Origin of the sequence: Paraglaciecola sp. L3A3 (assembly GCF_009796765.1) — a bacterium.
Lineage (GTDB): Bacteria > Pseudomonadota > Gammaproteobacteria > Enterobacterales > Alteromonadaceae > Paraglaciecola.
Genome location: NZ_CP047023.1, coordinates 3,881,578 through 3,902,323 on the forward strand (window position 1 = coordinate 3,881,578; position 20,746 = coordinate 3,902,323).

Consider the following 20,746-nt stretch of genomic DNA (forward strand, 5'->3'; position numbering starts at 1 on the left):
GGTTTTCCTAATTCTTTGCACTAATTGAAATTTCTGAACCTTTAAAAACACTAACTTCGAAGGGTACATTGCCATCACCACTGAGCTGTTTTAATTGCTCATATAGTTGTTCTGGCCACCCTTGATATTGCGCAAAAAAACTAGTTTTAGACGCTTCTTTATTTTGAATTTTTAAGCCATTAAGTCCTACTACTAAGTTTTTTAGTGATGATTCCATAGCTTGCAATTGATCAGTATTATTTGCTAACAAATGAATCATGACTGTTTGTGAAGTGTCATTTAACCACACCACTTTAGTATCTAGATTGATTCGTTGGGCCACTCTATAGGATAGATCGACAGCCATTTTTCGAAATGCGCTCAAACTATTAGAACCCGCTGATTTAGCAGACTCAGCCGAACTAGAAAGAGCAATTCCCGTTTGTGCATTGAGTAATTGACTAGAAATAGAAAGCTGATTAGAACTCAGTTCCATTCCTTGAAATTGGCTTTTTGCAACGATAGCAGAAATGTTAGAACGAATAATAAATGTAGGTGAAACAGAAGAGTTAATAGCAGTATCGATAACAGTAAAACCAATTTTTTGCAGGTTTTTTGTTAACTCAGTGACAAAAAAAGAGTAACTTGTTAGAGCATGCTCCCCCTGATTACTGGCCAGAGCAATTGCAATAGAAGGTTGTTTATACCATTTATATTTTTTAAGTTGTTGATTAACGCTAGTTGTCGCTTTTTGCTCATCAATAAACGCTTTAATATTAACTTGATAAGTATCTTCATCTATTTTTTTTTCGTTAATAATTGTATAGCGATCGAGCTGACCTTTGGCTGTGGAGTATATTTTCTCTGAGGCAAGCATGAAGTTATTAGTTTCTGTTCTGGCACTAATATAACTACCCAATAGTTGTTCTACAGCGATCCGTTTAGCGTCTTCTATAGCATTTTTACGGGCATCAGCAACATTATTATCTATGATGGCGCCAAGACCTTTAACCTCAATATCACGAGCAGCAACTGAGAAACTAATATTGATAACACAGACAAATAAAAATACTAATTTGAAACTATTCAACATTCTAATCCCTTAATCCATTTGCATTTTTTGATAATGTACATACATTCATCAAGGCAAGATTTAGAGATTATCAGCTGTTATTAAAAAGATACACTTTTTTACAAATTAATTAGCTAAAACACGACTAAAAAGCTATCTCAGCTTCAAAAACACCTCCCAACGCCCCATTATAGAGCAGCGCACCATAAAGTGTACCAATAAACATACACCCTAAATTCATTAACAATTTGTCACAAATTCTCTAGCTATTTTTCATTTCAGATATAATACCAACTCCAACAAATAATTAATCGCTCAGCTAGAATATTATACCAATCCATATTGATAAGTGATCTCTCAGAATGCATCCAGCGGTTTTTGAACAAGGCGTCGGTTTGCAGGAATGGTTGTTCCCTTTCAAATACCGAGAACGCAGGGCAAAAGCCGCTGGGGCATTCCTTTCAGGCGAGTTTTAAATGAGCTTACTCTGTGTTGCTCGAACTCAAAAGAGCACCACTATTCCTTCATTCAAGCGCCTTAATTAAGCTCATTTAAATTCTCGCTGAGTGCACACTTATCAATGCGGATTGGTATTATTAATAGGCACATAAAAAAACCGGAAATCAAAGATTTCCGGTTTAAGATACTAATGTTTTAAGAACAACTAATCGTTACATATAATCGCGTATAAGTACTTCAGCTATCTGTACACTATTTAGTGCTGCACCTTTACGTACGTTGTCAGAAACAACCCACATATTAATACCATTTGGGTGAGAAATATCATTTCTAACACGACCCACAAATACAGCGTCTTTACCGCTAGCATCACCCACTTGGGTGGGGAATTCTTCTCTATTTGCTCTAAGCTCGATACCAGGGGCATCAGCTAACAGGGCTTTAACCGCTTCAGCATCGATAGGTGAACGCGTTTCCAAATGAATCGCTTCACCGTGACCAAAAAATACTGGAACACGCACAGCGGTAGCATTAACTAAAATGCTTTCATCACCTAGTATTTTCTTAGTTTCCCACACCATTTTCATTTCTTCTTTGGTGTAGTCATTGTCAGTAAATACATCAATTTGTGGGATAACATTAAAAGCGATTTGGCGACTAAAAGCGTCGACTTTCACTTCTTTGCCACTTAATAACGCTGCTGTTTGATTGGCTAATTCATCCATTGCAGTTTTACCTGCTCCAGATACACCTTGGTAAGTTGATACGTTAATACGATCAATACCAACAGCATCTTGAATGGGTTTCAAGGCAACCATCATCTGAATAGTTGAGCAATTAGGATTAGCAATAATATTACGATTACGGAAATCGGCTAATGCTTCAGGATTAACTTCTGGCACAACTAAAGGGATATCAGGTTCGTAGCGATAATGTGAGGTATTATCAATAACCACACAACCCGCTTCTGCCGCCATAGGGGCAAATTTAGCAGAAACATCACCACCGGCAGAAAAGAAACCAATTTGAACCTGACTCCAATCAAACTCATCAGCATTCAAAACTGTAATTTCCTTTCCCTTGAAGGTCACCTTACCACCGGCAGAACGTGCACTCGCTAATGGATAAAGTTTATTGACCGGAAATCCTCTCTCTTCAAGAATTTCGATCATATGTTGTCCTACTAATCCAGTAGCACCCAACACAGCGACATCAAAGGCCCGAGACATGTTTACATTACTCCTAAAAAATTAAATTATATGGTTTTTTACTACTATTTTTATTCTCTAGGGTTTACCCCAAGAATCCTAGGCCGTAGATTGCCTTCGAATGAGGAAAATTTCCAGCATTAACCTTAATTGCTGAAAACTCTCTTCTTATAGGATAGTGTTTTCGGATATATCTAAATTGTTCTCCACTATCCACTAACTGCCGAAATTGGCTATCATCTTGTTCAATATTATAGACATTGAGTACTAAATCTCGAATAACATGCCAATATTCATCTTTATTGTTTATTGCTATTTCACTAGGTTCAGCCACAGGTAAATAGTCACTTAACTTTTTATTAGGCTGAATATTCAATTGTTGGCATAAGGCTAGGTAAAGCATTTCTGTGCCTCTGGCTTTACCTTCAATAGTATGACCCGCTATATGTGCAGTGGCTAAGGCCACATGGTCGATAAGTTGTAAATTAATATTGGGTTCACTTTCCCACACATCTAAAACCAAATTTAATTTATGACCGGCTGCAAATAACTCCACCGCCCCTTGATTATCTAACACTTCGCCGCGACAGGCATTAATCAACACTTGGTTTTCTGTTAGTTGAGATAAACGGTTTTTATCGAACATATTTTCAGTTCTGTACCGCCCTTCTTTAATCCAAGGCACATGTACGCTGATCACGTCACATTGCATAATATCTTGCATAGCAACAAAATCTCTTGGATCACCAGTATCTTGTAAAGGTGGATCACATAGTTTGTACTGAATGCCCAAGGCCGACAAATGTTTAGCTAAAGCGGTACCTACATGGCCAGCACCAATAATACCGATAGTTTTTTCAGCCACTTGCCAATCTAGCTTGTTAGCCATAACAAACAAAGTACTCAACACATACTCAGCTACAGCCACGGCATTACAGCCACCGGCAGATACAAAAGGAATATTACGTGTTTGCAGATAAGCTTGGTCCACATGATCTGTGCCAGCAGTAGCCGTACCTACAAATTTGAGCTTATCAGTAGAATGTAATAATTCATGATTCACTTTAGTCGTTGAACGCACTAACAAAACATCAGCATCGGCAATCATTTCGGGATTAATAGTTTTGTGTGAAAAGACAATGCTTTCACCCAAATCAGAGAAAAACTCAGCCGCATAAGGCATACTGTCTTCGTAATATATTTTCATATTGATTGGAAAAGTAGAAAAATTATGGGCGGCATTATGCCACAGCAGCTGTATATGGGAAGACTACGGATTATTTAATAATTGGCTTGAAAAGAAAGTAGACACAAATAATATGTGATTAAAAAAAGAGAAGGTTAAAAACTACACACTTAGATTAACCAACAATAATAATATACCAATCAAACCTAAAACAAATAACACTCCAACAATTGCAAAAGGTACTATAGTCGGTTGCTCAAAATCATTTTTATAATTTTCGCTACTTTGCACACCTAGGACACTTGCCGCAACACTTTTAAATACTTGCCACCATGACGCTTTTTTTGGGGAGCTTTGCATAAAGTTTACTCGTTATAAAGACATAAAGTCATCATATCGCTATATTCGTTTAAAATATACCCAGAACTTAAAGCTGCCATTTGTATATTGAAATAAATATCTGTAACAGCGAAACGTCCAAAGGTAATTGAAGCCTTATAACTTACCCATGTAGTCTTCTGACACACAATTAAAATCATTTACTTTTAGGAATTTTCTGTCTTTTAGTGCTAACGGAAATCTTTAATAAAAAGTCATTTCGAAGGAGAGCTGAGTGAAACGTTATTTAACAAAAAATATGGTAGCCCTACTTGTTGCGTGTGGGACGCTAGTAAGTTGTTCTTCAGAACAGAAAACATCACTTTCTAGCGACAAATCTATATCGTCAAGCCCAATCATAAAGATAGAGAAATTTGTGGCTTACACCCAAAAATTCAATGACACCACTACCCTTAAACAAAATCATGCCACGGGTCATATTGGTGACTTTTTCTTTACTCATTGGAAAGATGGCGGCTCCACATCCTTAACCATGAAAACCAACGGCGAGTTTAATGTCAGCTGGCAAGGTGGTGGCTACAATTATGTAGGCGGCCCAGGCTGGCATTATGGTGACAAAAATAGAGTGATTGGCTACCGATTTGATACTGATAGTGGGGCTAATTTTATTACTGTTTACGGATGGGGTTATGACAACACTATGCCTGCTGATGATCCGGCACACTTAGTTGAATATTATATCTTACAAAGATGGACTGACGCCTACGAGCCAAGCCAAAATGGTACTTTTGGCAAAACCTTTATCAGTAACGGTATTGAATATTCTACCTACCGAACCTTACGTGAAGAAAAACCATCAATTAATAGTACTTCAACATTTTACCAATATTGGAGTAAACCTAAACAACCTCTCCCACTTGGCAAAGAGCGACAAATAATTTTTGCTGACCATGTTAAAGCCTGGGCAGACAGCGGTTGGGCACTCCCCAACATGAATAACTTCAATGCCAGTGATGACCCAACATATCAAGTCATGGCGGTGGAGGTATTTAATCCACCAGCAGATGGTACCGCATCCGGCCGTGTATGGGATGCAAGATTAGACTAAGTCATTTTATCGTTGACCATTTTCAGATACAAAAAAGCCGACTTTCGTCGGCTTTTTTAAACTTGGATAAAGGTTATGCCTGATACTTCTGCATAACAAGCGTACAGTTAGTACCACCAAAACCAAAACTATTTGACATAACAGTTGTCAATTCAGCTTGGCGAGTTTCAGTTACAACATCCATACCTTTTGCTTCTTCATCTAAAGTTTCGATATTAATAGAAGGGGCAATAAAGTCATTTTCCATCATCAAGATAGAGTAGATAGCTTCATTTACTCCAGCAGCACCAAGAGCATGACCAGTCATTGACTTAGTCGCACTGAAAGCAGGAGTCTTTTCACCAAATACTTGTCTGATAGCCCATAGTTCTTTCACATCACCAACAGGGGTAGACGTTCCATGAGTATTAATATAATCGATTGGTTTATCTACACCTTGCATCGCTTGTTGCATACAACGAACAGCACCTTCACCAGAAGGAGCCACCATGTCAGCACCATCAGATGTAGCGCCATAACCAACAATCTCACCATAAATTTTAGCGCCACGAGCAAGGGCATGTTCTAGTTCTTCAACTACCACCATACCACCACCACCAGCACCAACAAATCCATCTCGATTAGCATCATAAGTACGAGAGGCTTTAGTTGGATCATCGTTATACTTAGTAGACATTGCACCCATAGCATCAAATTCAGCAGACAAGGTGTAATGTAGCTCTTCACCACCACCAGCAAAAATAATATCTTGCTTGCCTAATTGAATTTGCTCTAAGGCATTACCAATACAGTGAGCACTGGTTGAACATGCAGAACTGATTGAATAGTTCACACCTTTAATTTTAAATGGTGTGGCTAAACAGGCAGACACTGTGCTACCCATACAACGTGTCACCATATATGGCCCAATACGTTTTACGCCTTTTTCACGTAAAATATCGATAGCCTCAACTTGGTTCTTTGAAGATGCTCCGCCTGAACCAGCAATAATGCCAGTTCTGACGTTAGACACCATATCTTCTGTCAAACCTGAATCTTCAATGGCTTGCTGCATAGCAATATATGCATAACCTGCTGCTTCACCCATAAAACGTAAAATTTTACGATCTATGTGATCTTTAATATCTAAATCAACTTTTCCCCAAACTTGGCTACGCATGCCAGCTTGCTCGAATTCTTCAGAAAAAGTGATCCCCGAGCGACCTTCCCTTAAGGATTCTGTCACTTCATTTTTATTGTTACCAATGCTAGATACTATACCTAATCCAGTAATTACTGCTCTTCTCATGATTAACCCTTCAGGAAAAATTTGCGCACATTTTAATGATTTTCAACAGACAAGTGGTCTGCTTTGAGCGTACAAGTGTTAGCTTAAATGAAAATTAAAAAAAAGCCAGTAACAAGTATGCCTCTTATACATCATTTCGTATCTTAAACTATACCAATTTTGATAAGATAGGTAATTTCTACCATATTTAAGGGTAAGCATTGAGCATCACTAACGCAAATATTGAATTTAATGAAAATGGAGCACCTTTAGCCACTGAATTTGGCGATATTTATTTTTCTGATGCAGGAGCCTTTGAAGAAACCCAACACGTATTTTTATTAAACAATGGATTACCCGATCGTTGGCAAACATTCCAAGGCAAGTATTTCACTATTGCCGAAACAGGATTTGGTACTGGACTTAATTTTTTGATTACCCTCAAATGTCTTGAGCAGTTTTTCGAGCAACAACCTAGTAGTCGGTTAGCCTTACACTTTATCTCAATTGAAAAATACCCAATTAGTCTAGCTGACTTACAACAAGCATTAACTGTTTACCCCGCCTTAAAAAATTACTCTGACGAACTACTTGCTCAGTATCCTCTTCCGATAGCAGGCTGTCATCGACTGTTTTTTTTACAGGGTCGAGTAACTTTAGATTTATGGCTAGGTGACGTACATCAAGTTTTACCACAAATAGAAAACAAACCTCAAGGCTTAATAGACGCTTGGTTTCTCGATGGTTTTGCGCCAAGTAAAAATCCCGACATGTGGACTCAAAGTTTATTTAATCAGATGGCCAGATTAGCCAAAGACAATTGCACCTTTGCCACTTTTACCGCAGCAGGGCATGTACGCAGAGGCTTAATTGAAGCCGGATTTGACGCGAAGAAACGACCAGGACATGGCCGTAAACGTGAAATGTTGGCAGGACAAATTAATAAAACAGAAAATAACTCGGCACCCTACCCTTATTATATTCGCTCTAGTTATGTGGACACGTCGGAAACCACCAGGCCAAATAAAACACCTCGCATAGCCATAATTGGCGGCGGCTTAGCCGGAGCAAACTGTGCTTATGCATTAGCCAATAAAGGCTTAACAGCCAGCATCTATTGTAAAGAAAATGCCTTAGCGCAAGGGGCATCAGGTAACCCGCAAGGCGGCTTTTATCCGCAACTCAATGCAGAAGCTGGGGTATCCAGTCAGATTCAAGTCGCTGGGTTTAACTATGCAGCTCGAGTGTACAAAAAAATATTAAATGACGGGCATCCATACCCTCATCAGTGGTGCGGCACTTTACTGGTAGCGTTTAACGAAAAAGTAAGCAGCCGCTATCAAAAGTTAGTTGATAACAAAACATGGCCAGAAGATCTGATACATTGGGTTGATGAAAAACAAGCATCACAAATCGCCAATATTCCTTTACCTTATGCTGGGTTATTTGTGCCAAGTGCTGGCTGGCTCAATCCCGCTGGCGTTATCCAAGCTCTGGTGAATGCGGCTGAGGCTGATGTCTATGTGAACAAATCACTACTAAGCCTAAATAGACAAGACAAGGTATGGCAATTATCTTGGTCTGATGGCAGTCAAACAGAAACTGATATTGTTATATTAGCCACAGGTAGCGACAGTGTAGATAATGCTTATTTAGCTGACTTGCCACATAGATTAGTGCGTGGACAAGTAGAAGCAATTCCCAGTAATGCGCCGCTAAGTCAATTAAAGACTGTTCTTTGTCATAAAGGTTACTTAACTCCAGCTTGGCAACAAACACACGCTTTAGGATCGACCTATATTAAAGGCGATAGAAATTGCGATTATCGTCAGGAAGAACGAAGCACTAATTTAGCTATGCACCAAAAAGCTTTAGCTAACTGCGAATGGGTACAAGATATCCAAACCAATAACTCAGGTCGTGCGGCCATTAGAGCCAGCACACCAGATCACTTACCTATGGTAGGTGCGGTACCCAACATACAACAACAAAAAATCGAATATCAAGATCTCTACAAGGCCTTACCAGCAAAACGTTACCCACAACCGACTGACCATCAAAATTTATTTATGTTGGTCGGCTTAGGCTCTAGAGGATTAAGCACAGCACCTTTATGCGCCGAAATATTAGCCAGTCAAATCAGCGGCCAAGCCCTACCGTTAGCAAATAACTTGTTAAACGCACTTAACCCAAACAGATTCTTGATAAGGGGCCTGATCCGCAGAGAAATTTAACAGCAGATAAAAGCAGTAGATGGGAGATAGGTACTAGAAAACAGCTAAAAGTTTACCAAGACCTTTATTCTGATTTGGTCGATTAGGTTATGACATGTGGCACGCAGTTCGCTTAGTGGTTGGTACAGGCATTCACGCCTTGGCTGGAGTAGTCAACAGGCCATTGACTTCCTAGCTGCGCGCACTGCTAAGTAAGTTGAATGTTAAATACCCCCCTATATTTCATGGCCCGGCCAAGCTTTATCGTACAAAATGGGCGAAATTAAAATTCGTCAATTACGTCATAAAGCAGAAAAAGAGCTAGGAAATAAATTTTCTATACCTAGCTTTCACGACACAGTTATTGGCTAAGGGTCGTTACCGATGGCGGCCTTAAAAGACATCATGAACGATTGAATTACCCAACAAAAATAACGATAGCAGCATTAATAACTATAATTTGAGAAAAAATGACAAACAGTAAAACACCACTATCAGTAACAGCAACTGAACGTAACGAAGACTGGTGGCAACAACGCCACCAGCAAAAACTAGCTGAGAAACGAGCCTTAAACAATGATATTGATTTGGTATTTTTAGGCGACTCTATCACCCATTCTTGGGAAGACACTGGCCTAGCCACTTGGCAAAAACACTATGCCCATTTAAAAGCGCTCAACTTAGGTTATTCTGGTGATCGTACCGAACACTTATTGTGGCGTGTACAAAATGGCGAGATAGACGATTTGTCGCCCAAGTTGATAGTGTTACTTATTGGCACCAACAACGCAGGCCATAGAGTCGAAGCGCATGAAGACACAGCGGCTGGAGTGAAAGTAATTATCCAAGAGCTGCGTCATCGCTTGCCTAACAGCAAAATTTTAGTACTGGCGACCTTCCCTCGCAGTAAAAGCTTAAACGCCCCTATGCGCAAAAGAGTAAACGCAACCAATGCGTTAGTGCAACATTTTGCCGATAACAAACACATATTTTGGTTAGACATAGGTCAAGAATTCTTAACCAGTGACGGTATAGTATTAGACACAGTCATGCCTGATTTTTTACACTTAGCGCCAAAGCAATATCAAGTATGGGCACAGGCAATGGAGAGTAAAATTGTTGAATTGTTGAATTGTTGAATTGTTGAATTGTTGAATTGTTGAATTGTTGAATTAATAAAAACACAGTGAAAGTAAATAAACAACAGCATGGCTACGTCGCTAAAATATATTGATAAAAGTAAAAATTGCTCTGCTTGAAAACTCTAGATAACTTATTGTAAAAAAAGATTAATTGGCAATAGGTTGATAATATTTAAGGTACTTTTCTAAAATTTTTGAGTATTGACCATTTTCCTTAATTCTGGCTAATCCTTGCTCAAAATCATCTCGAACTTTTTTATCCAAAAAAGCGTTATGAAAACCAAATTTACCACCAAATATTTTAGATACAACCACTTCATTTTCTGTATATTTGGATTCTAAACCAGACTGATAGTAGTGATAAATCTCTAGTGCCAAAACGATTACATCAACCCGATCTTTCAGTAACATTAACACTTGTGAGCCCTGCCTTACTGTTTCAGAATATTCTAAGTTCTCGCTACCAGCGTCAGCAATACCTCTATATTCATCACCATAAAACTGACTTGCTTGTTGATGAGCCAATATCGATTTACCCGCTAAGTCTTTCATGGCTGATATTGATAAGTTATTTTTTTTTAAGTGAATTGCTACCGTTTGATACTCGGGTAAAACAATCTCTGAGTAAAAGATGATTTTCTGCGGAATAGTTTTTAGTGTGACAATTATACCATCGACTTTTTCACTACTTAATACGCTTGGCAGCCGACCAAAAGGATAGTTAACAAATTTAACTTGGTAATTCATCATCGAAAAGCTTTGTTCGACAATTTCAACTTCAGCACCAGATGCAACACCATTAATCAGAGAGCTATAGGGTGGGAAGTGAGAAATACCAATTGACACGACCTTATCATTCGCCCGGCAAAAATGAGAGATCATAAAGATTAAACAGAAAATGAATAAATTAAGCTGAAGCGTCATAGGCCTAATATAGCTAATAACAATATAATTTCTACCTTATTCGTCACATTTTTTGGGACAGCAAAAATGTAATTCAAAGTAGCATTGAATTGATTAATACCAATCCAGAGACATATCAAAAAGACGCCGCTCGCGCCCTTTCACTTGCCCTGTGAGAGTCCCGTCGACTATTTCTAATTGATTAGCCACCGTGACATCTAACTGTTCGGCTAAATAATCAGCAAAATAAGTAAAACCACCAGAGGCAATGGCTAACTTCCAGTCGGCTTTTTTCAACACGCTAACTAAGTTAACCTGAATGCTGGATAAGCCCAACCTCTCGATAACGCACCGATTTCGTCAATGCATTCTACCGTGATAACGGTACTGTCCATGGACATAAATAATAAACTAGGCTGTTTTGCTATTCACTAGCCTCTACCTGCTATCTACTGCTTTATATAGCTATCCCATAAATCCAGTACTTGTTTTTGATCATCAACAGCTAATTCATTATTGCTAAATGCTTGTGACAAACTGGATTTCATAAGTTCATCCAGTTGACTGATTTGAATCATACCTTGTACTTGGCTTTGGCCTGCCATAACCGCAAAGTGACCTTGTAAATAACTAGAAATAAACAGTTCTTGATCAGTCCCATGTTCCACTACGCCATCTAATTTTTTTTCTACTTTGGCAATAAACAACGCCAACTCAGACTGATTTGTATCTACCGTCAAAATATCTCCTAACTAGGTATAAAACCTTACATTTAATTAAAATCTGTTACTGGGTATAACACTTGATCGCGGTAACCTGTGGTCACTGTAATCAACCCCGCCAAATTATGGTTCACTAAACGATCACCAGAGTCCACAATCAGTGGCCGGCCTTGCAAACCTAATAACTTAGTTTTTGTGGCCACCAACAAAATATTTTCTTTACCCAATAAAGTTAAGAATTCTGGACTTAACTGCTGATTACCCCGTCCGATAATATGTCCTTGGCCACCGATTAAAGTGATTACCAATTTACAATTTTTCCCTTGTATCGCTTGTAATAATTGTCTGCTGGTCACATCACTAGCAATCAATTTTTGGCCTTGTAAAAGGTCAACTCCCAATAAGGTGTTGGTAAGTTGCAAGTCTTGCATTATGTAGTCGACTGTTGAGCCTGAGCCCATGACAAATATGTGTCGCGGATACTCTTCCATCAACTCGATAACATGAGCAGAGATATCAGCAAGTACCATTTCGTCCGACTCTTTACCGCCCATTTTCACCGCTTGAATATATTCCAGCTCAGTGGGCACCTGCATTTCACCAAAATGTTTTGCATTGACTTTTCCTTGGCGGAACAAGTCTTCATCTATATCCATTACCTCAGCCTGACTAACACTGACTATTTCACCCTTAATAACTTTGTCTAATACACGTCCTGCAGCTTGAGGTGTGACAGCAAAAACACCGGAGTGGATCTTACAGCCTGCGGGGATACCTAAAACAGGGATCGATTCAGCAATCAAATTACATACATTTCTGGCAGTTCCGTCACCACCAACAAACAAAATCAGATCAACTTGCTGTTGTAACAAAGCTTGAGCTGTTGCTTCGGTGTCAATACTTTCAGTTTGTGTTTCTTCAATTTGATAAACCAGTGAATAAGCAAAACCCATTTCTTTAATTAAGTCTTCACCCATTTCACCGGATGCTAGATAAAAATGTACTTTATGTTTAATGGCTAATATCAGTTCTAATGCCAAACGAGTTTTGTCATTGGCTTTTTTTTCAGCCCCTAGAGCTAAGGCTTGTTGGCGAATAGCATTACCATCACTGCCTTTAAGAGCCAAAGCCCCACCGATGCCTGCATAAGGGTTAATAATTAAACCAAGTTTAAACATCAGCCAACTCTTTTACCTCTTCGTCCAATGCGAAGTGCGCCTGAGTTAAGCTTTGACTCTGATAAAATTGGCTTAAAACCTGAATAAAAATATCAACCCGTGGTGGAAAGCCATTTTGCAAATATTTTAACGCTTGTTGCTGCACCTTGCCTTGAAAAGCGTTTTGATCAACAGGTGCTCCATTTAAATTATCAGTACTGACACGAAATGATTTTTTCGCCGCAACACAGAATGCCCATTCAATTGCTTGGGGTTTAACTTCGACTTTTTCAAACTCTGCTTGTTCCACTTTATTGCGTCCATCAGGGCAATACCAGTAACCATAATCTTCTAACAAACGCCTTGCTTGGCCAGCAATACACCAATGAGAAATTTCATGTAATGCACTAGCAAAATAGCCATGAGCAAAAATAATCTGGTGTTTATCTTGAGGTGTTTTAGCCGGAATATAAATAGGTTCATCTGCGCCTTTTACAAGTATGGTGTTTTCGGTGGAGGCGAAGGTTTGGTTAAATAAAAAAATCAAGTCTTGATACTTGTGGGCTTGTGTCATCTTACTACTCAAAAATAAAGGTACTCATGACAAAATAGATTTAATACGAACTAGATCAAATTATGTCTTTTATAGAATAATACCATTACATCAGCTAATCTGGGCAACAGATTATGTTTAACCTGCCTATAAAGTCATTTAGCATAAGCAAAAATTAATAATAGAGCGATTGTATAATAAAGATGGAAAATATCTAAATTGGAAAGTTACAACATAAAGCAAATAAATAGACACTTATATGGCATACAAACCATTCAAGAAATTGCTAAAAATGCTGGAGTAACAGAATCTATTGATGCATTACAAGGCTGGCAAAATCAAAGGTTTTTAATCAGCCACAAAACTTTGCATCAAGATATAAACTCAAAAAAAGCCTTAGAAGTATTAGTTTATAAAATATTTTCTCGACAAGAACTTATAGCAAAGGACATAGACAATTCCGAACTTATCGCCAAAGCTTGTAAATTTTTACCCAAAGAACTTTTAAGCACTCTGGCATCGGCTCTGCAGCTTAATCTGGTTTGCTTAGAACTAGATTTTGAATTGGCACAAATAACCAAAACAACCTCTATTAATCAAGATATATACACTCATGCTTACCTAGCCTCCTACAACATACCTTTAAGGCAAAAACAATTATCTAGCCTTAAACAGTTAGGTGATAATTTAGCTAACTTGAATTTATATTGGGGCATAGCTAGTTTACTGAACTTATATCGGTATCCCGCTAAATACTTTGCTTTAACTCCCTTACATGAATTTATCGAATTAATCTTTCATGCCTTTAACCAAGTCTCTAGTTGCGAAGAATTTTTTCATGCTATTGTAGCTAAAGAATCAGAACTGATGCCTGAATATTTAGATCCTGCGGCTAGCAAATTAAAAGTGTAGGTTATCAATCGATGCAATGGCTCCGCCCTAACCCCTTCATAAAAACTTGGCGTATCGGTTCTGAACACATAGACCATTACCAACACGTCAATAATGTTGCCTATGTTAAACAATTAGAAACCACGTCTTGGGCTCATTCTAACCAATTAGGGCTTACCATTGAACAATATCAAAACATTGATAGAGGCATGGCAATTAGTCGCCACGAAATCAATTATTTATCTGCAGCCCATGCAGGAGACTTAATTGATTGCGCCACTTGGATAGTGGACTGCGACAAAAAACTAAAATTAACTAGACAATTTCAGTTCATTCGTCATGCAGATACAAAAACGGTACTGACTGCCCGCACCGAATTTGTTTGTATAGCCTTATCAAGCGGAAAACCTAAACGTATGCCAAGCTTGTTTGCAGACGTCTATGGCCAAGCCTGTATTGAGATAAACAATAATGAATAAATGGCTCGCTATTTTATTATTATTGTTGGCTACATCTGTTGCTCTAAACCTGCAATTACTAAATGAAAATAATAAACTCACAGTAGCAAAATATACTAATCAGTCTGCTGTTAGCTCGCCTGCAAAAATAAAGGTTGATAACCAAGTTACAACAACAGAGACGAACTCACCCGAGACATATCAAACCTTAAAAACGGCTAATAATTCATACTTGGTAGAAAATGAAGATCAACCTCCCATGACTAGAGAACAAGCATTAAAACAAGCTTATCAATGGTTAAAACAAGAAAACTATGCCGATTTGACAAACTTTTTACAGAGCTACTTAAAGCAACATCCTCAAGATATGGAAATGTTATTAATTGAAGCCAAATTGAAAATAGAAACCAGTTTACTTAGTGACGCTATAGCTCATTATTATTCGTTATTACGTCATCCTATGACCACAGTTCAACAATCAGAGGTTGAAGAGATAATTCTGCAACTCAGTAACAATACTATCAACCAATTAAAAAATACTTACTCTTGGGATGTATTAGCTAAATTTGTCGAACCATTAATACAAATTGATCCAGAAAACAGACTCTATATATTATCTCTAGCCAGAGCATACGCAGAGCAATATCAAGAACTGCTAATGGAAAACATCCTAGCTAGCCTACCTTTTGAAGACCCATCAGCCCAAGCTATTAGAAAAATAGTCGCTATCGAGGATGCAGAACTTAGCGCCATAGAGGATGATAATTCCCCCTCACCTTTTACTGAACTAGGTCGTTCAATTTCCTTAAAACAATATGGCGATCAATATGTAGTTAAGGCAAAACTATCCGACAACGAGATCGATTTATTGATTGATACCGGCGCATCTATCACAGTTATATCGAAACACTATTTCGATAATTTGAGTAATAGATATAAAACAAATCGTATTGGTCGATTTAGTGTGAATACGGCTAACGGCTCAGTTCGAGCACCTATGTATAAATTTAGAGAACTGACCATTAATCATGTTTCAGTAGAAAATATATCTGTAATGGTATTACCGATGAGCAATTTACAAAATGCCAACGGTTTATTAGGTATGAATTTCTTACGAGAATTTGATTTTAAAATAGATCAAACACGGGCAGTCATTATGCTTAAATAATGGGATAAAAACAGGCGCGATTGACGAGATTCGAGCAAAAGATAACAGCAAAGAGCCAAAAGCCAATGCATTTCAAAACTCTGTGTACCTCTGTGACAAACTTTTATCTTTTGTTCTTGGCTTTTCACTGCTTCATTCTGCTAAGTCTGCCCCACTCTGCTTAGTCTGTTTTATTCTGCATTTAAAAGCCCTGGATTCCGGCTTAAAAGCACACCGGAATGACGAAAGTGGAAGCACACCGGAATGACGTGATGTGGGGCTTGTCTTAACACGTTTTTACTCTGTGCCACTCTGTGAACAGCTTTTAATCTTTCATCTTTATCTTTTGCTCGTGGCTCGAATCTAGTATCTCGCCACTGTTTTTATCTTTTGCACTTAACTATCTACTAGCTACTATTTCCTATCTCCTGCTTTGCCTTTTCCTCGCGGCTCGTATCTCTGGATTCAAACTTGGCTACTGTTATTTTGTCTTAGGAAAAAGTCTGACAATACCGCTTTTTCCCTGCCAATCTCCAACAATCCAAATTTGTTCAAAGGGATGAGTCGATGGGACTTTTATACAATCTTGTAAATCTTGGATTTGTTGTTTACTCCAAGCAGGATGGGCATTACGGATTATCAACCAAGCACGTTTAGTTTTATAAGTCTTAAATGATTTATTAAACAGAATACGATTTAGTGCGGTTAACAAGCGCGCATCAGGCTCAGTGTTTTTTTCTAAGTCCTTTAGTTCTTGGCGGGTGTTGTCGCTTAACTCTCGATGCAATATTTGCATAGCTTCTTGTTCGCTGCCATATAAATGAGCCACTTCTAAGTCTAATCTTTCACCTTCAAGTCGACAGGATACATCTGGTTTTGCTGGCCTGTTATGCCAAATGTGTCGTATCGGTTTGCCTGTTTCTCGCTCATACCAATGCATAAATAGTTTTGCAGCTTGATGCTCCAGCGCTAACTTTTCATCTTCACTACTTGAAAATTCAGATCCCACAAGCCTTCCCATTTTAACGACAACAATATTCTCCACAACAACCATAACGCCTGATATGGAGTATTGCGATAGAAACCTATAGTAATTAATAACAGGACTTTATTAAACTTTACTTAACCCGAATTAGGGTTAAGAAGTGTCGCCTTAATTTAATTTTCAGCAGGTTACAAATATACATTCATTATGGTTTACATCAACGCTTACTCTGTGCCGAAACTTGTCATGGACAGCAAGACGGATTTTCTTGCGCAATAAGCTGGCTATTGTTAGAAAACCCAACGCAGTCAGGCACAAACAGAGCGTTATTCAGAGAATCAGATTACTTTAATTAAAAGTCTTCTAGGAAAAGCAAAAAACAGAACAAACAGGAGAGCAATCCCCGCTTGTTCTGCTTAGTCTGCTTTACAAAGATGGGTGAGAAACTAAACGGAAACTATCAAAGTAAACTTTAGCATCACTTGCAGGTGCTCCTTCAGCAGATAGGCTGAAATCATCTATACGTATATCATCACCTAAGGTTGATTGATATTGAGCAAAGATAGTCAAACTAGTGTTATCACCAGAATTAAACACTAAACTATCAGGTCTAAAACTATCATCCCCTTCTTCATCTTCAGATAAGTTAGCAAAAACAGAATCTTTGGATGCAATCACATTCGCGCTGTCAAAAACGCCGCCTTCAACAGCTGCGCCATTATGCACACCAAATAATACAGTGGCATCTTGCTCATCGCTGCTTTTCAGCAGGTTATACATGCGTAAAGTATATTCTGTGTTAGCTTGCACAGTCACAGTTTGTGCAATATAAGGTTGATAAGGCGTACCACTATCATCATCGTTATGTTTAAATTTGATTGAGCCATTGGCTCCAGATGCTGAATTATCTGAATCTTGCACTTGGCCGATACCACTTCCTTCATTCACCACCCAGCCGTCTTGGCCATCATCAAAGTTAGGATTTTCAATATCTACAAAACCTAAAACAAAATCATCCAAAGTGGCAGATATTTCTAAGCTAGTGCCATCACCAGAATTAAAACTAATAGAGGTAAATCGATAATCAGAGGCGTTTTCGTCTACTGAATAAGTCTGGCCGTCCACAGTGGCAGTTAATTTTCCGCTACCTTTTACGTAAGCAGATAAGGTGTAGTTAGTGTTTGCCGTCACCGTGACCGTTTGGCTTAACCTGTCAGCAGAATTATCGATTTTCACACTACTACCACGAGAAAATACTTCACTAGGAGCAGTGGTCACTTCAACATCAACACTCGTCCAATCCGCAAGGCTCTGACTATCAAAGTCATCATTAGCAATATTAACTTGAGCAATGTAAGGTGTAGCAGCAGGAGGGGTAAAACTTAAGGGCCCAACCAAGGCTGGATTCAAAAGGCCACGCATTTCTGTTGCAGCTAACGTATCCGTCAACATTTCATCGGCACCGGCCAAGGTACTGGCTGAGCGTGTTTGTCCATCCATATCTTTACTCGGTAATGTATAGCTACCAAGATTGGCACTTAAGTCAGCGGCTAAGCCAGCACTATCAGTTGTAGGTCGATATAACCCTGCACTGTCGGCAGTCAATTTAGGATCAACAAAGTTCATGCCGTTAATGCTCGTCACATTTTCGTCATCACTAAGAGACTGGCCATAAACATAGTTGCCTGCATACACAGAGTTGCTGGGTAAGTTATCTGCATTTTTCATTACTGGACCAATAGCATCGGCCACAATATTATTCACAAAATAGAGACTATCTGGTTCATCATCCTCGTTACCGGCAAATAAATTAATACTGTTCACACTGTCAACTATGGTGTTATTTGCCACTAAAACATTTTCTACATATTGGTAACCGTTAGAGGTTGAGCCGTCAGATGCGCTGATCAAAATACCACCGTAGAAATTAGAACTTTGGTTACGAGCACCTTGAATGTAATTATTGGTTACCACGTGATTCGCGTCGACTATTCTTATCCCACCAGAAAATGGATTGCCGTCACCCATAATAAAATTGTTATCAATAGTAGAGCCTTCGCCATGACGGTTGACTATAGAGCCTCGACTATTACGAATAGTATTATGAGCAACCGTTACCCCACCCGCTTTAATTGAAATAACTTCAGCTTCGCCATCTATTCTTTCGAAATAGTTATGTTCTACCACTGCAAAGGAGTCACTAGTGTGACTAGAACTTGTGCCTATACGAATGCCTTCATATTCATTGTCGCTATTATCTGCGTAGGCTCCCCCACCTATGGGTGGACGGTCGCCAAAATAGTTATGATCAATTTGAGTACGATCTTCAATGCCTGGCTCTCCTCGTTCTACAATAAACAAGGCTCCGCGCGTTGTTTTACCCGATACCCAGTTATGATCAAAACGGTTACCACTACCATAAATTTGGAACCATTTAGTGCTGTTGTCTTGACCTTGATCCATATTGATAAAGGCATTATCGGTTATACGGCAATTGTTACAGGCAGTGTTACTGTTGGCGCGAGTTTGCAACAAACTACTATCCATATTGCCATCTTTGAAAATAAAACCTTGGAATACAACATATTCACCTGTCATACCGATAGAAGAATCACCATTAATAATGACTTCTCCAGGTACGGCCGCGGCCACAGTAATAGGTAATTCTGCAGTCCCCATACCACCAAATTTCAATTCAAATTCGCTGAATGTACCGCCTGCTAAACAAACAGTCTCACCTGGTGTCATATCAAAACTGACTGCATCCTCTAACTCACTAGTTGTGTTAACCGTGGTAGTACAATTAATTTCTGGCACAGTATCATTATCGCCAATAGAACCTTTGGTTAACGCCTCAACTGTATTGGCAACGCCTGCAATGGTAATCATAATACTTGTAGTACTTCCATCGGCGGAGCTTACCTGCACTTCATCAACTAATGTATCTGCTTCGCCAACGAGTCCAGACACAGATGAATTATTAGGATCGAGTGTATAGCTCCAAGTACCATTTTCAGCGATAGAAAAATCACCGTAAGTGGTGGCCACTGCATTTTGCACAACAAAAACCTCTTCACCTGAATCAAGATCACTAATACTTAAGGTGCCATTGATAGCAGCAGTAAGTGCATTATTAATTGAAGCACTATCAATCCCTTCACCAGAACCAAATTCTGCAGCCTCATTTACGCCATTAATTGTGATACTAATATTATGACTTGTGCCATCCACAGATTTCACTGTTGTGGTATCGAGCACACTGTCACCACTGCCCAAAGCAATAATCGCACTATTGGCAGAATCAACTGTATAGGTCCACAAACCACTAGCATTCAGACTAAAATTTCCATAAGTAGTAGCATAAGCGGATTGTGCGATAACAGCATTCTCACCGTCATCCGGATCTGTAACCGTCAAGGTACCTGACATATCGGTGCCACCAGCTGAGATTGAACCTGAACTAGAACCAGAAAATACAGCAGCTGTATTTTCCACAGGATCATCATCGCTACTGCCACAACCGGTTAGCGCGGCAATAACAGATAAAGCCAATAAGTTTTTATTCATAATATCTATTCCTTGTCTGTGGTATTGATAAATCAACATAGAGATTTAGGCCTAAGTGCTAGAAGCTAAATCTGGGAGACAAGCACAATAACAAAGTTTATTACCAATAAACACATTATATTAACATAAAACACACAAATAACTCACAAATTGGTATTACCAATTTTAATGAGAACTTAAAAAACCTTATATAACAATAAGATGAAAAAACCACATGAAATATGCATGATATGAAATAGCGAGTGAGTTGTTAAAAAGTGATAACTTAGTCGTTACACCCTGAAATTGGTATTACCAATTAAATGGGAGGTAAAAAACTATCACGAATTATAGGGGTGATACAGTGAGTTTTATAATAGTGAGCAGACTTTGAATATAAAATGGTAGTTA

Annotated in this window: 17 protein-coding genes and 2 pseudogenes; 7 read left to right on the forward strand and 12 right to left on the reverse strand. The window is 38.7% G+C overall.

From position 1 onward, the window contains the following. Window positions 1–7 precede the first annotated feature (7 nt). The 4 genes from GQR87_RS16115 to GQR87_RS16130 all read right to left on the reverse strand — a co-directional run bounded on the left by GQR87_RS16115 (window position 8) and on the right by GQR87_RS16130 (window position 4,264). The gene (locus GQR87_RS16115) at window positions 8–1,072 is read right to left on the reverse strand and encodes a flagellar assembly protein T N-terminal domain-containing protein (RefSeq protein ID WP_158971082.1); all 1,065 of its coding nucleotides are present in this window, start codon (window positions 1,070–1,072) and stop codon (window positions 8–10) included. 650 nt (window positions 1,073–1,722) lie between these two features. Further along, complete coding sequence (locus tag GQR87_RS16120) at window positions 1,723–2,739, reverse strand: aspartate-semialdehyde dehydrogenase (RefSeq protein ID WP_158971084.1); 1,017 nt, start codon at window positions 2,737–2,739, stop codon at window positions 1,723–1,725. A gap of 64 nt (window positions 2,740–2,803) precedes the next feature. Beyond that, window positions 2,804–3,925, reverse strand: coding sequence for a 4-phosphoerythronate dehydrogenase (locus GQR87_RS16125; RefSeq protein WP_158971087.1), 1,122 nt, complete (start codon window positions 3,923–3,925; stop codon window positions 2,804–2,806). A 141-nt stretch (window positions 3,926–4,066) separates the two neighbouring features. Continuing rightward, window positions 4,067–4,264: a DUF2970 domain-containing protein gene (locus tag GQR87_RS16130; protein ID WP_158971089.1), complete on the reverse strand. Its 198-nt coding sequence runs from the start codon at window positions 4,262–4,264 to the stop codon at window positions 4,067–4,069. 253 nt (window positions 4,265–4,517) lie between these two features. Between GQR87_RS16130 and GQR87_RS16135 the strand changes: the two genes are divergently transcribed. Further along, window positions 4,518–5,351, forward strand: coding sequence for a glycoside hydrolase family 11 protein (locus GQR87_RS16135; protein ID WP_233267291.1), 834 nt, complete (start codon window positions 4,518–4,520; stop codon window positions 5,349–5,351). 73 nt (window positions 5,352–5,424) lie between these two features. Here the strand turns inward: GQR87_RS16135 and fabB are convergent, their stop codons facing one another. Further along, the gene (fabB, locus tag GQR87_RS16140; protein ID WP_158971091.1) at window positions 5,425–6,639 is read right to left on the reverse strand and encodes a beta-ketoacyl-ACP synthase I; all 1,215 of its coding nucleotides are present in this window, start codon (window positions 6,637–6,639) and stop codon (window positions 5,425–5,427) included. Between the two features lie 200 nt (window positions 6,640–6,839). On the opposite strand from fabB, the gene mnmC reads away from it, so the two are divergent. The 3 genes and pseudogenes from mnmC to GQR87_RS16155 all read left to right on the forward strand — a co-directional run bounded on the left by mnmC (window position 6,840) and on the right by GQR87_RS16155 (window position 9,970). Continuing rightward, window positions 6,840–8,852 (forward strand): bifunctional tRNA (5-methylaminomethyl-2-thiouridine)(34)-methyltransferase MnmD/FAD-dependent 5-carboxymethylaminomethyl-2-thiouridine(34) oxidoreductase MnmC, encoded by a 2,013-nt coding sequence (gene mnmC / locus GQR87_RS16145; RefSeq protein WP_158971093.1) that lies wholly within the window; start codon window positions 6,840–6,842, stop codon window positions 8,850–8,852. A 38-nt stretch (window positions 8,853–8,890) separates the two neighbouring features. Then, a pseudogene (locus GQR87_RS16150) lies at window positions 8,891–9,203 on the forward strand (DUF885 family protein); the annotation flags it as partial. A 98-nt stretch (window positions 9,204–9,301) separates the two neighbouring features. Continuing rightward, a complete protein-coding gene (locus GQR87_RS16155) occupies window positions 9,302–9,970 on the forward strand; it encodes a platelet-activating factor acetylhydrolase IB subunit (RefSeq protein WP_158971095.1) in 669 nt (222 codons plus the stop codon). 150 nt (window positions 9,971–10,120) lie between these two features. On the opposite strand, the gene GQR87_RS16160 is transcribed toward GQR87_RS16155, so the two are convergent. The 5 genes and pseudogenes from GQR87_RS16160 to GQR87_RS16180 all read right to left on the reverse strand — a co-directional run bounded on the left by GQR87_RS16160 (window position 10,121) and on the right by GQR87_RS16180 (window position 13,329). Beyond that, window positions 10,121–10,819 carry an ABC transporter substrate-binding protein gene (locus GQR87_RS16160; protein ID WP_158971097.1) on the reverse strand — a complete coding sequence of 233 codons (699 nt, stop codon included), beginning with the start codon at window positions 10,817–10,819 and terminating at the stop codon, window positions 10,121–10,123. Window positions 10,820–11,032: 213 nt separating this feature from the next. Further along, window positions 11,033–11,295, reverse strand: a pseudogene (locus GQR87_RS22415) (phosphoserine phosphatase SerB); the annotation flags it as partial. Between the two features lie 30 nt (window positions 11,296–11,325). Next, window positions 11,326–11,616, reverse strand: a complete 291-nt coding sequence (locus GQR87_RS16170; RefSeq protein ID WP_199271631.1) for a YfcL family protein — start codon at window positions 11,614–11,616, stop codon at window positions 11,326–11,328. Window positions 11,617–11,648: 32 nt separating this feature from the next. After that, window positions 11,649–12,776 carry an ATP-NAD kinase family protein gene (locus GQR87_RS16175; RefSeq protein WP_158971101.1) on the reverse strand — a complete coding sequence of 376 codons (1,128 nt, stop codon included), beginning with the start codon at window positions 12,774–12,776 and terminating at the stop codon, window positions 11,649–11,651. After that, a complete protein-coding gene (locus GQR87_RS16180) occupies window positions 12,769–13,329 on the reverse strand; it encodes an elongation factor P hydroxylase (RefSeq protein ID WP_158971103.1) in 561 nt (186 codons plus the stop codon). The genes GQR87_RS16175 and GQR87_RS16180 overlap by 8 nt, the downstream gene beginning before the upstream one ends. Before the next feature lie 198 nt (window positions 13,330–13,527). Between GQR87_RS16180 and GQR87_RS16185 the strand changes: the two genes are divergently transcribed. Genes GQR87_RS16185 through GQR87_RS16195 form a run of 3 tightly spaced genes read left to right on the forward strand, consistent with a single transcriptional unit; the run spans window position 13,528 to window position 15,825 of the window. Next, window positions 13,528–14,220, forward strand: coding sequence for a hypothetical protein (locus GQR87_RS16185; RefSeq protein ID WP_158971105.1), 693 nt, complete (start codon window positions 13,528–13,530; stop codon window positions 14,218–14,220). Between the two features lie 11 nt (window positions 14,221–14,231). Further along, window positions 14,232–14,678: a thioesterase family protein gene (locus tag GQR87_RS16190; RefSeq protein ID WP_158971107.1), complete on the forward strand. Its 447-nt coding sequence runs from the start codon at window positions 14,232–14,234 to the stop codon at window positions 14,676–14,678. Beyond that, window positions 14,671–15,825 carry a TIGR02281 family clan AA aspartic protease gene (locus GQR87_RS16195; protein WP_158971108.1) on the forward strand — a complete coding sequence of 385 codons (1,155 nt, stop codon included), beginning with the start codon at window positions 14,671–14,673 and terminating at the stop codon, window positions 15,823–15,825. The genes GQR87_RS16190 and GQR87_RS16195 overlap by 8 nt, the downstream gene beginning before the upstream one ends. Window positions 15,826–16,285: 460 nt before the next feature. Here GQR87_RS16195 and GQR87_RS16200 read toward each other — a convergent pair whose 3' ends face one another. Next, a complete protein-coding gene (locus GQR87_RS16200) occupies window positions 16,286–16,813 on the reverse strand; it encodes a hypothetical protein (RefSeq protein ID WP_233267292.1) in 528 nt (175 codons plus the stop codon). 402 nt (window positions 16,814–17,215) lie between these two features. Continuing rightward, entirely contained in the window at window positions 17,216–20,356 is a 3,141-nt protein-coding gene (locus tag GQR87_RS16205; RefSeq protein WP_158971110.1) for a chondroitinase-B domain-containing protein, read from the reverse strand. Between the last annotated feature and the right edge of the window lie 390 nt (window positions 20,357–20,746).